The organism is Paenirhodobacter ferrireducens (assembly GCF_004022265.1).
Taxonomy (GTDB): domain Bacteria; phylum Pseudomonadota; class Alphaproteobacteria; order Rhodobacterales; family Rhodobacteraceae; genus Rhodobacter; species Rhodobacter ferrireducens.
Map to the genome: position 1 here is coordinate 44,667 of NZ_SAVB01000024.1, position 12,285 is coordinate 56,951.

General features: G+C 67.4%; 13 protein-coding genes. 8 read left to right on the forward strand and 5 right to left on the reverse strand.

Features of this window, described 5'->3' with window-relative positions:
* Positions 1 to 127 precede the first annotated feature (127 nt).
* The 8 genes from EOW65_RS16355 (at position 128) to EOW65_RS16390 (ending at position 7,647) form a co-directional block, all read left to right on the forward strand.
* Positions 128 to 640 carry a hydrogenase maturation protease gene (locus tag EOW65_RS16355; RefSeq protein WP_128151264.1) on the forward strand — a complete coding sequence of 171 codons (513 nt, stop codon included), beginning with the start codon at positions 128 to 130 and terminating at the stop codon, positions 638 to 640.
* Positions 637 to 1,059 (forward strand): hydrogenase expression/formation C-terminal domain-containing protein, encoded by a 423-nt coding sequence (locus EOW65_RS16360; RefSeq protein WP_128151266.1) that lies wholly within the window; start codon positions 637 to 639, stop codon positions 1,057 to 1,059. Before EOW65_RS16355 ends, EOW65_RS16360 begins: the two co-directional genes overlap by 4 nt.
* A complete protein-coding gene (locus tag EOW65_RS16365; RefSeq protein ID WP_128151268.1) occupies positions 1,056 to 2,159 on the forward strand; it encodes a hydrogenase small subunit in 1,104 nt (367 codons plus the stop codon). The genes EOW65_RS16360 and EOW65_RS16365 overlap by 4 nt, the downstream gene beginning before the upstream one ends.
* A complete protein-coding gene (locus EOW65_RS16370) occupies positions 2,159 to 2,812 on the forward strand; it encodes a nitrate reductase (protein ID WP_121534062.1) in 654 nt (217 codons plus the stop codon). Before EOW65_RS16365 ends, EOW65_RS16370 begins: the two co-directional genes overlap by 1 nt.
* Positions 2,809 to 4,185, forward strand: a complete 1,377-nt coding sequence (locus EOW65_RS16375) for a (Fe-S)-binding protein (RefSeq protein ID WP_128151270.1) — start codon at positions 2,809 to 2,811, stop codon at positions 4,183 to 4,185. The genes EOW65_RS16370 and EOW65_RS16375 overlap by 4 nt, the downstream gene beginning before the upstream one ends.
* A complete protein-coding gene (locus EOW65_RS16380) occupies positions 4,182 to 5,903 on the forward strand; it encodes a nickel-dependent hydrogenase large subunit (RefSeq protein WP_128151272.1) in 1,722 nt (573 codons plus the stop codon). The genes EOW65_RS16375 and EOW65_RS16380 overlap by 4 nt, the downstream gene beginning before the upstream one ends.
* Positions 5,904 to 5,919: 16 nt before the next feature.
* Entirely contained in the window at positions 5,920 to 6,318 is a 399-nt protein-coding gene (locus tag EOW65_RS16385; protein ID WP_128151274.1) for an SCP-2 sterol transfer family protein, read from the forward strand.
* An 81-nt stretch (positions 6,319 to 6,399) separates the two neighbouring features.
* Positions 6,400 to 7,647 carry an OmpP1/FadL family transporter gene (locus EOW65_RS16390; RefSeq protein ID WP_128151276.1) on the forward strand — a complete coding sequence of 416 codons (1,248 nt, stop codon included), beginning with the start codon at positions 6,400 to 6,402 and terminating at the stop codon, positions 7,645 to 7,647.
* 41 nt (positions 7,648 to 7,688) lie between these two features.
* On the opposite strand, the gene EOW65_RS16395 is transcribed toward EOW65_RS16390, so the two are convergent.
* From EOW65_RS16395 to EOW65_RS16415, 5 genes are read right to left on the reverse strand one after another with little or no spacing between them, the layout of a single operon-like run.
* Positions 7,689 to 9,887, reverse strand: coding sequence for a hypothetical protein (locus EOW65_RS16395; protein WP_128151278.1), 2,199 nt, complete (start codon positions 9,885 to 9,887; stop codon positions 7,689 to 7,691).
* Positions 9,884 to 10,753, reverse strand: coding sequence for a flagellar motor stator protein MotA (gene motA / locus EOW65_RS16400; RefSeq protein ID WP_128151280.1), 870 nt, complete (start codon positions 10,751 to 10,753; stop codon positions 9,884 to 9,886). Before motA ends, EOW65_RS16395 begins: the two co-directional genes overlap by 4 nt.
* A gap of 59 nt (positions 10,754 to 10,812) precedes the next feature.
* Positions 10,813 to 11,397, reverse strand: a complete 585-nt coding sequence (locus tag EOW65_RS16405) for a MotE family protein (RefSeq protein ID WP_128151282.1) — start codon at positions 11,395 to 11,397, stop codon at positions 10,813 to 10,815.
* A complete protein-coding gene (locus tag EOW65_RS16410) occupies positions 11,394 to 11,753 on the reverse strand; it encodes a hypothetical protein (RefSeq protein WP_128151284.1) in 360 nt (119 codons plus the stop codon). The genes EOW65_RS16405 and EOW65_RS16410 overlap by 4 nt, the downstream gene beginning before the upstream one ends.
* A gap of 10 nt (positions 11,754 to 11,763) precedes the next feature.
* On the reverse strand, positions 11,764 to 12,243 hold the full coding sequence (locus tag EOW65_RS16415; protein WP_128151286.1) for a flagellar basal body-associated FliL family protein: 480 nt from the start codon (positions 12,241 to 12,243) through the stop codon (positions 11,764 to 11,766).
* Positions 12,244 to 12,285: the final 42 nt, after the last annotated feature.

Genomic DNA, 12,285 nt, shown 5'->3' on the forward strand with positions numbered 1-12,285 from the left:
GTGTGAAATTTGATGCCGGTTTCGCGTGGCGCTGTGATACACTGTCGCAGGAACACGCTGCCGCTGGTTCTGCGGCTGAAATATTCAAATATTATGACGTGTTAGAGCGTTCCTGGAGGACAAGGGCGTGAGCAGAGTCGAAACAGGTGACGCCTTGCGAATCCTCGCCCTTGGCGTCGGCAACACGCTTCTGACCGACGAGGCGGCGGGGCCGCTCGCCCTGCGGTTGTTCGAAGACCTGCATGGCGCGACGCTTGGGGTGAGCTGCCTCGACGTCGGCACGCTCGGCTTTCCGCTTGCGGAGGAGATCGGCGCCGCCGATGCGCTGATCGTCTTCGACGCGGCCCGTTTCGGCGCGGCCCCGGGCACGGTGCGTGCGCTCGAGGATGCCGAGATGGACCATTTCGTCCGCGCCGGCAGCCTGAGCGTGCACGAGGTCGGCCTGCGCGATCTGCTCGACATGGCGCGCCTGACCGGCGACCTGCCCGCCCGTCGCGCGCTCATCGGCATCGAGCCGGGCGAGATCGGCTGGGGCCTTGCCCCGAGCGAGGCGATTGCCGCGGCGCTGCCGGTCGCGGCCGAGGCGGCGCGGCAGATCGTCGCCCGCTGGCAGGCCGCGGTGGCGGAGGCCTGCGCATGAGGCCCGATCTGAACGAGGTGCTGCGCCGGCGCGCCGCCGGGACCGGGAACATGGTTCTGGTGCTGCACGAGGTGGCCCATGCGCTCGACCGCCTCGCCCGGACGGGCGAGACCCATGTGATCGACCTCAGCAGCCTGCCGATGACGCCGGTGGAATTGCAGCAGCTCATCGCCTCGCTCGGCGCGGGCGAGGTGCGCGCCGCGATCGAGGCCGAGGGCCGCTCGGAGGTGACCGAGACCGGCTTTTCCGGCGTCTGGCTGGTCACGCATCGCGACACCGACGACATGCTGCGCGGCCGCTACATCGAGATTACCCCCCTGCCGGAGATCCTGCGCAGCCAGGACGCCGACATCCGCGCCGCCGCCGCCCGGCTCGCGCGCAAACTGGACCAAATCAGCGACCTGGAGGAGGCATCATGATCCGAAGGCAGCAAACACTGGGCGAACGGCTGGAGGAGCGCGGCATCTCGCGGCGCAGTTTCCTGAAATTCTGCACCACCACCGCGTCGCTTCTGGCCCTGCCGCCGGCCTTTGCCCCGCGCATCGCCGAGGCGCTAGAAAGCCAGCGCCGGCCGTCGGTGATCTGGCTCAGCTTCCAGGAATGCACCGGCTGTTCGGAATCGATCCTGCGCGCCGGTTCGCCCTCGATCGAGAGCCTGATCTTCGAGGCGATCTCGCTCGATTATCACGAGACGCTGCAGGCCGCCGCGGGCCATCAGGCCGAAGCCGCGCGCGAGCAGGCGATGGCCGAGAACATGGGCAAGTATCTGGTCGTCGTCGACGGCTCGGTGCCGCTGGGCAATCCGGGCTTCTCGACCGTTGCCGGACAAAGCAACGTCGAGACGCTGAAACAGGTGGCAAAGGGCGCGGCGGCGGTGATCTGCATGGGCACCTGCTCGGCCTTCGGCGGCATCCCCTACGCGAAGCCGAACCCCACCGGCGCGGTGCCGGTCTCGGAGATCATCACCGACAAGCCGATCGTCAACGTGCCCGGCTGTCCGCCGATCCCGGCGGTGATGACCTCGGTCATCGCCCATTACATCACCTTCGGCAGCCTGCCCGAGCTCGATGATCTCGGCCGGCCGAAGGTGTTCTACGGTCAGAACATCCACGACCGTTGCTATCGCCGGCCGTTCTATGAACGCGGCCAGTTCGCGCAAAGCTTCGACGACGAGGGCGCGAAGGCCGGCTGGTGCCTTTACAAGCTCGGTTGCAAGGGCCCCACCACCTACAACGCCTGCGCGGTGCTGAAGTGGAACGAGGGCACCTCCTTCCCGATCGAGGCCGGGCATGGCTGCCTTGGCTGTTCGGAGCCGAACTTCTGGGACAAGGGCAGCTTCTATGCGCCGCTGTCGACGGCGACCGAGCTTGGCTCGGGCACGGTTGCGGCGGGCGTTCTGGCCGGTGCGGTGCTGGGGGCCGGTGCCGGCTATGCCGGGCGCAAGATGCAGGAAAAGGGCAAGACCGGCCCGTTCGAGGCGCCGCCCGTGGCGGATGCCGGGCAGAAGGAGAACAGCTGATGACCCTTCTTGATTTCGCACGCGGTCCCGCGCTTCAGGGCGCCGCCTTCATCTTCGTCGTCGGCATGGTCTGGCGCGCGCTCGGCCTGCTTTTGCTGCACCGCAACACGCCGCTGTCGCGCAACCGCGACAACCATCTGGCGCGGCACGGCTTTCGCACCGTGCTCAGCCGCTTCATCCCCGCCCCGGTGTTCGAGCGGCGGGTGTCCTTCCAATATGTCGCGGGCTGGATCTGGCATCTCGGCTTCTTCGTCGTGCTGCTGTTCTTCAAGATCCATGTGATGTTCTTCCAGGGGCTGCTGGGCTTCGGCTGGCCGACGCTGCCGAACGGCGTCGTCGTCGCCGTTGCGGGGATCACGCTTGGCGTGCTGCTGTGGCTTCTGGGCCGGCGCATCGTGAACCCGGTGCTGCGCTACATCTCGACCTTCAACGACTATTCGAGCCTGGTCGTGACGATGCTGCCCTTCATCACCGGCTTCCTCGCCTTCGCCCATTACGGCTTCGCCTATGAAACGATGCTGGCGCTGCACATCCTGTCGATTTCGCTGCTGCTGGTGTGGTTCCCGTTCTCGAAACTGATCCATGTCATCACGCTTCTTCCGTCCCGCTATATCCTGGGCGTGAAGTTCTGGCGCAGGGGGGTCCAAGCATGACCGAAGTCGTCACCAAGCAGGAACTCGACGAAGCCTTCGCCATGTTCTACGGCATGGCCGCGAGCCTGAAGGACCTTGCCAGCCCGCCGGTCGAAGTGGCCGACGAGGAGCGTGTCGCCGCGGCGAAGCGGGTCTTCCTCAAGGGCATCGACGCGAATTTCGCCACCCAGCTCGACGCCTGCGTGCATTGCGGCGCCTGTGCTCAGGCGTGCCAGTTCTACCTCGGCACGGAGGACCCGAAATACACGCCGGTGCACAAGCTCGACCTGATGAAGCGGGTCTATGACCGCGAACTGTCGCCGCTGAGCTGGCTGAAGAAATTCATCGTGAAGGACATCACCGCCGACGATCTGCGTGCGCAGCAGGAACTCGTCTATGATTCCTGCACGATGTGCGGGCGGTGCAACCTTGTGTGCCCGGCGGGCATCAACATCGCCGACATGGTGGCGATGAACCGCTCGGCGCTCGCCGCGGCGCGGCTGATGCCGGACGAGCTGCGCTTCATGCAGGAAGGGCAGGAGGCCGACGGCACCATCTTCGGCGCCGACGAGGATCTGTTCCGCTTCCGCATGGATGCGCTGCAGGAAAAGCTCGGCTTCGAGATCCCGATCGACAAGCCGAAGGCCGATGTGCTGCTCGTCACCACCGGGCTCGACATCCACCTGTTCCAGGATGCGACCGGCGGCACGATCGAGACGCTGCACCACATGGGCGTCGATTACACCCTGCGCTCGGACGCCTATGAGGGGGCGAACTTCGGCCTCCTTTCGGGCCACGAAGGCACGAAGAAGAAGATGGCCGCCAAACTGGCCAATGCCGCGATCGAGGTCGGCGCCAAGGTGGTGATCGTGCCCGAATGCGGCCACGCCTTCCCGGCGCTGCGCTGGGGCGCGGCCGAGGCGCTCGGCAAGCCTGTCGACTTCGACGTGATGACCGTGTCCGAATATTTCGGCAAGGCGGTGATGGACGGCCGGCTGAAACTCGAGAAGGACAAGGAGTCGCGCGTCGTCGCCCTGCACGACCCGTGCAAGGTCGGCCGCTGGGGCGGCGTCTTCGAGGAGCCGCGCGCCATCCTGAAGGCGATCGGCTGGGAGCTGCACGAGACCGAAAGCAACCGCGCCTACAACTTCTGCTGTGGCGGCGGGGCCGGCAACTTCCTGATCGAACGCGCCAACCCGCTCAAGCGCGCGGGCTATCGGGTGAAGATGGCCGAGATCGAGAAGACCGAGGCGAAGACCCTCGTCGTCTCCTGTGGCTCGTGCCGGATGAATTTCGAGGTCGGCAAGGTCAATGCCGGCGACACGATCCCGGTGGAAAGCCTCGCTGCGATCATCGCGGCGCATCTGCCGAAGACGGAAGGAGCCAAGGCATGAGCCGCATCGTCGTCGATCCGATCACCCGCATCGAGGGGCACCTGCGCATCGAGGCGCAGATGGAGGACGGCCGCATCGCGCAGGCCTTCTCCTCGGGCACTTCGGTGCGCGGGCTCGAGATCATCCTGAAGGGCCGCGACCCGCGCGACGCCTGGGCCTTCGCACAGCGGATCTGCGGCGTGTGCACGCTGGTGCATGGCATGGCCTCGATCCGCGCGGTCGAGGATGCGCTGAAGATCGACATCCCGACCAACGCGCAGCTGATCCGCAACCTGATGATCGGGGCGCAATACGTGCATGACCATGTGATGCACTTCTATCACCTGCATGCGCTCGACTGGGTCGACGTGGTCTCGGCGCTCGATGCCGATCCGGCGGCGACCTCGGCGCTGGCGCAGTCGATCTCGAAACATCCGAACTCGTCTCCGGGCTATTTCTCGGACATGAAGACGAAGCTGAAGAATTTCGTCGAAAGCGGGCAGATCGGCATCTTCAATCAGGGCTACTGGGGCCACCCGGGCTACAAGCTGCCGCCCGAGGCGAACCTGATGGCGGTCGCGCATTACTTCGAGGCGCTGGCCTGGCAGCGCGAGGTGGCGAAGCTGCACGCGATCTTCGGCGGCAAGAACCCGCATCCGAACTTCGTGGTCGGCGGCGTGCCGAGCCCGATCGACCTGAACTCGGACAGTGCGATCAACGCCGAGAAGCTCTCCAAGGTGAAGACCATCCTCGACATGGCGCAAAGCTTCGTCGACGAGGTCTATCTGCCCGACACGCTGGCCATTGCCGGTTTCTACAAGGATTGGGCGACGCGCGGCGAGGGGCTCGGCAACTTCCTGACCTATGGCGACTTCCCGTCGACCGGGTTGACCTCGGATCGTTCCAGCTGGCTGGTGCCGCCGGGCGTGATCCTTGACCGCGACCTGTCGACGATCCACCCGGTCGACCTGTCGGCCGAGGGCGAGATCGAGGAATACGTCGCCCATTCCTGGTATGAATACGAGGGCGGCAAGGACAAGGGCCTGCACCCCTGGGCGGGCGAGACCGCGCTTGACTACACCGGGCCGAAGCCGCCCTTCGATCAGCTCGACGTCGAGGGTGCCTATTCCTGGATCAAGGCGCCGCGCTGGAAGGGCAAGCCGGTCGAGGTCGGCCCGCTGGCGCGCGTGCTGATGATGTATGCCTCGGGGCAGGAACAGGCGAAGGCTCTGGTCGACAGCGCGCTCACCACGCTCGATCTGCCGGTGCGCGGGCTGTATTCGACGCTCGGCCGGGTGGCGGCGCGGACGCTCGAGACCAAGCTGATCGTCGATGCGATGCAGGATTGGTACGCGGCGCTGATCGCCAACATCAAGGCGGGCGACACCACCACCTTCAACGGCACGAAATGGGATCCGTCGAGCTGGCCGAAACAGGCCAAGGGCGTCGGCTTCATGGAGGCGCCGCGCGGCGGTCTGGGCCATTGGATCGTGATCGAGGATGGCAAGATCGCCAATTACCAGGCCGTGGTTCCCTCGACCTGGAATGCCGGGCCGCGCGATGCGCAGGGCCAGTCGGGCGCCTATGAGGCCGCGCTGCAGGACAATCACACGATGGCGGTCGAGGACCAGCCGCTCGAGATCCTGCGCACGATCCACAGCTTCGACCCCTGCCTTGCCTGCGCGGTGCATGTGATGGACCCCGACGGCGAAGAACGGCTGCAGGTCAAGGTCTGCTGAACAGGAGAAAGACAAGATGAGCGAGATTTTCAGCCCCGAATGGATGGCCGGTTTCGCCGCCGAATGGAACAAGGAGCCGGCGCTGGCCGGCGCGCTCGAGCAGATCGGCTTCAAGTCGACCATCGCCTATGGCTTCAAGGGCGATCCGGCGCCGAAGGGCGTGATGGTGATCGAGGGCGGTAAGGTGGTCTCGAGCGGCGCCTATGCCGGCGAGCCGCTGAGCTGGGACATCCGCTGCACGCCCGAACATTGGGACAAGTGGCTGAAGAAGCCGCCGACCATGATGGATCTGGGCGTTGCCTTCACCACCGGCAAGATGAAGTTCGAGGTCGGTGATTACAGTGCGATGATCAAGGACCCGCGGATGGCCGGTCCCTTCATCAAATCCTTCGCCGCAATGTCGCGCGTCGGATAACCTCTCGCTTCCGGATCGCCTTCGGCTTCCGCCGGGGCCGGTTCGGAAGATTTTGACCAACTCCAGCCCATGGAGGCTTGAATGAAGTCCACCCTGAAACCCCGCCTCGCGGGAACGGCGGCGCTGTGCCTTGTGGCGGCACTCGTGCCGGAATTCGCCTCGGCCACCGAAGGATATTTTGCCCTGGGCTACGGCGTCGCGCAGCGCGGCGTGGCGGGCGCGGGCGTGGCCTATAGCCAGGACGGGATGTCGAGCGCGATCAACCCCGCCGCGGCAGCCTCGGTCGGGAAGGAGTTCAGCCTTGGCGTGCAGGTGTTCTCGCCGCGACGCAGCTACACCGGCACCGACACCTACTTCGTCGCCCCGGGCAAGGTGGAAAGCGGGCACGAGTATTTCCTCGTGCCGAACTTCTCCTACAACATGCCGCTGCAGAACGGCGCGGTGCTGAACTTCGCGGCCTATGGCAACGGCGGGATGAACACCTCCTATCCGGCGGTCGCCAACCCGAATTGCGGCTATTTCGGCGGCGGCTCGGGCGTGCTGTGCGGCGGCAAGGCCGGCGTGAACCTGAACCAGCTGTTCCTGTCGGTGACCTATGCGCAGAAGATGGGGCGGCTGTCCTGGGGTGTCGCGCCCACGGTCGCCGTGCAGAGCTTCTCGGCGCGCGGTCTCGCGGCCTTTGGCGTGACGGCGAATGACACGGATTATTCCACCGGCGTCGGCCTCCGGGCGGGTGTGCAATACGAGGTCTCGCCGCAGCTGACGCTGGGCCTTTCGGCGCAGACCCGCTTCGAGATGTCGAAGCTCGACGATTATTCGAACCTGTTCGAGAACGGCGGCGATTTCGACATTCCGGCCTCGATCACCGCGGGTCTCGCCTATCACCCGCGCCCGGATGTGACGCTTCTGCTCGACTATTCGAAAATCTTCTACAGCGACGTCGGCGCCGTCGGCAATGCGACCGATGCCGGGCCGATGGGGGCGCCGGGCGGTGCGGGCTTTGGCTGGGACGATGTCGACGTGATCCGTCTGGGCGCCGAATGGCAGCAGACCCCCGACATGATCTGGCGCGTGGGCTATGCCCATGCCACGAATCCGGTCGGGCCCGAGGACGTGAGCCTGAACATCCTCGCCCCCGGCATCGTCGAGGATCACGTCAGCTTCGGCGGCTCGAAGATGCTGAGCGACAATGACCGGCTCGACTTCTCGGTGGGCTATGCGCTGTCGAATTCGGTCAAGGGCACGCTGCCGGCCTCGATGGGCGGCGGCACCGTCAAGCTCGAGATGCACCAGTTCAGCGCGTCGGTCGGCTGGACCCGGCGGTTCTAAGCCCTCGAAAGACCAGCAGGGCGTCCCCCGGCGGGGGCGCCTCAGGGTTCGGGGAAGTCGGCGCGCAGCCGGGCCAGCGCCTCGCGCTCTGCCTGACTGCGCGCGATCAGGTCCCTGAACCCCGCGACGCCATCGGCTGGCGAGGGGGGCGGGGCCGGTGGTTCCTCGGCGGTGAGATCGTAAAGCCGCACCAGCGCCTTCTCGGCTTCGCTGCCGTTCGCGGCAACGAAGCTCCAGTCGCCACCGCGCCAGGCCTCGGCCGTGGCGTTGGGCATGTCGCCTGCGGCCGCAAAGACCTCCTGCGCGATTGCATGCTCGTTCAGCAGCGCATGGGCGCGGGCTTTCAGCGCGGTGGCGCGGCTGCCGTCGAGCGCCTCGAGATAGGACAGCGCCGCCGGGCCGTCGCGTTCGGAGAGGGCCGCGGCGGCCAGCGCTACCCGCCCGTCGGGGGTGCGCCCGAGCGAGCCGGCAAGCAGGTCGCGCACGGGGCCCGGCAGGCCCGCGGCGGTGAGCCGGTCAGCCATCTGCAACCGCACGAGATTGGGCAGCTCCTCCACCGGCACCTGATCGTGCCGGGCAAGGAACTGGCCAAGGAACAGCGTGTCGTCCGGCACCTTGGCGAGCAGCCCCCACAGACTGCGCCGGGTTTCCTGCACCAGCGCAGGCGTGTCCTCGGCGGGCCAGGCCGCGAGTGCCGCGAAGGCCTCGGAAAACCGCCCGACCGAGCCCTCGCCGAGGATCTGCGCGCGCAGCAGCCGCGCCCCCTCGGGTGAGCCGCGCAGCTCGCGCGCGCGGGCGGCGGCAAGCTCGATAGTCGCCTCGTCGACCGGCTCGCCGCGGCTGAGGCGGGTGTCGACCAGCAGGATCAGCGCCTGCGCCGCGTCGGCGCTGTTGCGGTCGATCATCCCGGCCAGGACCGGTTCGGCCTGCGCCGGCGCGCCCCGGGCGATGTCGATGCGCGCGTCGATCAGGCCGCGTGCGGGATCGCCCTCCGGCACGGCCCGCGCGATCATCGAGCCGATCTCGCGCGCGTCGCTTTCGGCGCCAAGCGCCAGCAGCCGGCGCACCAGCTCGGGGCCGACGATCTTGCGGATCGGCACCGGCAGCGCCGAGAAGCTGCGCCGCACGGCGGCCAGGTTCGGCGCCTCGTTCTGCGCGGTCCCGCGGCCGAGCAGGGCCCAGAGTGCGACCTTGCCGTCGCAGGCGGCCATGTGCGAGATCGGCGAATTGGGCACCGGCAGCTCGTCGAGCACGGCGGCGACATAGGCGATTGGCCCGGCGGCGGGCGTGTCGAGGCCGAAGCCGCGCAGCGTGGCGCGCGCCTCGGTGCCGAAGCCGAGGCCGAGATAGGTGCGCGCAAGCCGTTCGACCGCGGCGGGGTCGGGGCGGTCGAACTCGCCCACCAGCCCCTGCCGCGCCGTCGCGATCTGCACGCCCGCCGGGGCGTCGGAGACCCAGCTTTCCAGTGCGAAGGCCCGGTCCGGCGCACAGCGCTGCCCGTTGGCAAGCAGCTGCGGCCCCGGGGCGCTGCCCATCATGTCGCGGTCGAAGACTGTCTGTGATTCGATCGCCAGATGCGGGGAAGCGCCCTCGGGCGGTCTGGCATCCGGCGGCAACGGTTCGGGGGCTGCGGTTCTTGGCGCGACGAAGGCGCTGATTACGCCTTGCGCGGCGGCACGGCTGAGCTGGGCAAGCAGCTCGGTCTCGGCCTCGCGCACACGTGGGTCGGGCGTGGCAAAGCGTGGCAGCCGCGTTCCGGGCGCGGTCGTGTCCGCTCCGGCAGTTGCGGGGATGCCGCGGTCGCGCCAGTAGGTTTCAAGATGGTCGAGGCGCAGTGGCGTGCTGGCCGCCGCGCGTGGCGGGCTGGTGGGCATCGGCAGCTCGGGCGCGTCGAGGACATCAAGCACCACGGCCCCCGAGGCAAGCTGGAACGCCTCATGCACCGTGCCCGAGGCCGTCGCGATGCGCAGCCCCTCCGTCTGCGGCGCAACCCCGGTGATCCGGGTGCGCGGGATCAGCCGGAAGATCCCCGCGGTGTCATAGCCGAAGCTCTCGCCCGGGGTGCGCAGGGTGATCGCTCCCTCGCTCTCGCTTAACTGCCAGTCGGTGCCGGGCGGCAGCATGAAGACGAGGCGCGAAAAGCCGTCATGTTCGCCGGAACGCACGGTGACCTGCTGCGCGTGCGCCGTGCCCGTCGCGCAGATCAGCGCGCCGCTTGCAAGGATCAGCCCGAGCCTCATGCCGCCTCTGCCTTCACCGTCCGCAGCGCGTCTTCCAGCTCGGAAAAGCTCGGGCGGATGTGATGGGGGGTGTTCTGCCGGCCGACCTCGATGCAGATATTGGTCGCGTGGTTGTAGAGATTGGCGACCAGCACCTCGCGGATCAGCTTGTAGAAATGGCTGTCTTCCTCGATCACCGCGCCGATCCGGCTGGCGAAGGGGCCGACGAAACCATAGGCGAGAAAGACGCCGAGGAAGGTGCCGACCAGCGCGCCGCCGATCATGTGGCCGAGGATCTCGGGCGGCTGGTCGATCGCGGCCATCGTCTTGATCACGCCAAGTACCGCAGCGACGATGCCAAGCGCGGGCATCGCGTCGGCCACGGTCTGGATCGCGTGGCTCGACTGCATCGCGTGCTCGTAATTGGCCTCGAGCTGCTTGTCGAGGATCTCCTCGACCTGATGCGGGTCGTCGTAATTCATCGAGGCGGCACGCATCGTGTCGCAGATCATCTCGACCGCCTCGTGATCCTTCAGGATTTTCGGGTATTTTTGGAAAATCGACGAGCCCTGTGGCGCCTCGATATGTTCCTCGACGGCGACGGGGTTCTGCCGCACCAGCCGGATCAGCTCGAACAGCAGGCACAGCAGGTCGCGATAGTCGGCGGGCTGCCAGGTCGGGCCGCGGAACACCTTGCCGAGGTCGCGCAGCGTGTGCCTGATCGTCGCAAGGCTGTTCGACAGCAGGAACGAGCCCGCCGCGGCACCGCCGATCATGATCAGCTCGAACGGCATCGCCTTCAGGATGATGCCGATCTTGCCGCCTGCCGCGACGAAGCCGCCGAACACCATCACGAAGATGACGATCATCCCGACAATGCCGATCATTCATCTCTCTCCACAGTACGCCCGGCAGTCTTGCGCGGGGGATTGACCGATGCCGCGGTTCAGCGGCGGGGGGCGCCGGCGTTTCTGCCGGCCATGATGACGCTGATCGAATAGCCGACCTCGGGCGTCAGGTTGGCAAGGACGGCAGCCGCCGCTTCGGGCCGCATCTTGCCGAGGAAACCCGCCGCGAATTCGGGCGCCATCGTCTCGAACAGCGGCGCGGCCTCCTTCGGCTTCATGTTTTCGTAGACGGTGACCAGCCGCGCGACATCCGCGTCAGCTCCGGAATCGGCGACCGCCACGGTCTTCGACAGCGCATTCTCCGCCGCGATCAGTGTCGCGAGACGCTCGTCGATGCGCTGTTCGGCGAGCCGCAGCGCCTGCGCCCGGTCGGCGATGATCCCTTCGCGCAGGCTCAGCTTCTGGTCCCGGTCCTCGAGCGCGCGCAAAAGCGCGGCATTCGCGGCCGGATCGGGGCAGGTTGTGGCGGCCCCGCCGGTGCCGGCGTCGAGTGCCAGCGCCAGCCCGACGCCGTCGCCGATCCGCATCACCGCGGCCACTGCGAAGGTGCCGGCGATCAGCGGCAGGATGGTACGGCCCGGGCGCCAAGGGCGGCGTGGCGGGCGGGCGGCGGGTGGTTTCATTCCGCCGCCTCCATCCCCGAGCTGCGGGGCCGGCGGCGCAGCATGCGGGGGCGGTGCGCGCCGGCCTCGGCCTCGGGCAGGTCGTGCAGGGCCGCAAGCATCAGTTCGAGCCGCTCGGCGCCCTGCTCGGCGCGTTCGGTCAGGGCGGTCAACTGCTCGGCCGAGAGCGCAGCGGTGGATTGCGCGCGGTTCAGCGCCTTCGTCATGTCGTCGACCTGCGCCGAGAGCACCGCGATCGCCCCGCCCATGCCGTTCTCGAGCTGGTTGAAGCGTTTCAGCCGGCGCGACAGGACCAGGCAATAGACCGCCGCCCCAAGTGCGCCGAGCCCGGCCAGAAGATCGGCAAACAATTGCATCGGGCTTTCCTCAGTTCAGAACGAATTCCATGATCAGCAGGTCGCGCACGCGGTCCTCGCCGCACACGATCTGCACCCGCCGCAGCATCTGCGCGCGCAGGCGGATCAGCGCAGCGGGGTCTTCGATGTCGCGCAGGTCGACCGCGCGCAGATAGCCGTTGAGCACGTCGACCACCCGCGGCCGCAGCAGCTCGACATCCTTCTGATAGGCGGCGGGCACCTCGATCTGGGCCGAAAAGCGCAGGTGCCGTGCGGCCGGGTCCGACAGCGAGATCACCATCGGCTCGAGCGCCACATAGGCAATGTCCGGCAAGGCCGCAGGCGCCGTCGCTGTGTCGTGCGCCGCACCGTGACCGGCCGGCAGCAGGCCGAGGTAGAGCGCCGCAAAGCTCGCTCCGCCACCGGCGATCATCAGCACGAGGCCGAGAATCAGCGGCAGTCTTGAGCTGTGGGAAGGGGCCGCTTCCGGCTCCGTCTGTGTCTGCGCCATCGCATCACCGATTTCTTCGTCGTCCCAGCTATAGCCTTGAGA

Coding starts and splice junctions, on each gene's coding strand:
- EOW65_RS16405 (WP_128151282.1), bottom strand. CDS start 11,397: ATGAAACCACCCGCCGCCCGCCCGCCACGCCGCCCTTGGCGCCCGGGC.
- EOW65_RS16370 (WP_121534062.1), top strand. CDS start 2,159: ATGACCCTTCTTGATTTCGCACGCGGTCCCGCGCTTCAGGGCGCCGCC.
- EOW65_RS16380 (WP_128151272.1), top strand. CDS start 4,182: ATGAGCCGCATCGTCGTCGATCCGATCACCCGCATCGAGGGGCACCTG.
- EOW65_RS16360 (WP_128151266.1), top strand. CDS start 637: ATGAGGCCCGATCTGAACGAGGTGCTGCGCCGGCGCGCCGCCGGGACC.
- EOW65_RS16410 (WP_128151284.1), bottom strand. CDS start 11,753: ATGCAATTGTTTGCCGATCTTCTGGCCGGGCTCGGCGCACTTGGGGCG.
- EOW65_RS16385 (WP_128151274.1), top strand. CDS start 5,920: ATGAGCGAGATTTTCAGCCCCGAATGGATGGCCGGTTTCGCCGCCGAA.
- EOW65_RS16395 (WP_128151278.1), bottom strand. CDS start 9,887: ATGAGGCTCGGGCTGATCCTTGCAAGCGGCGCGCTGATCTGCGCGACG.
- EOW65_RS16365 (WP_128151268.1), top strand. CDS start 1,056: ATGATCCGAAGGCAGCAAACACTGGGCGAACGGCTGGAGGAGCGCGGC.
- EOW65_RS16390 (WP_128151276.1), top strand. CDS start 6,400: ATGAAGTCCACCCTGAAACCCCGCCTCGCGGGAACGGCGGCGCTGTGC.
- EOW65_RS16375 (WP_128151270.1), top strand. CDS start 2,809: ATGACCGAAGTCGTCACCAAGCAGGAACTCGACGAAGCCTTCGCCATG.
- motA (WP_128151280.1), bottom strand. CDS start 10,753: ATGATCGGCATTGTCGGGATGATCGTCATCTTCGTGATGGTGTTCGGC.
- EOW65_RS16415 (WP_128151286.1), bottom strand. CDS start 12,243: ATGGCGCAGACACAGACGGAGCCGGAAGCGGCCCCTTCCCACAGCTCA.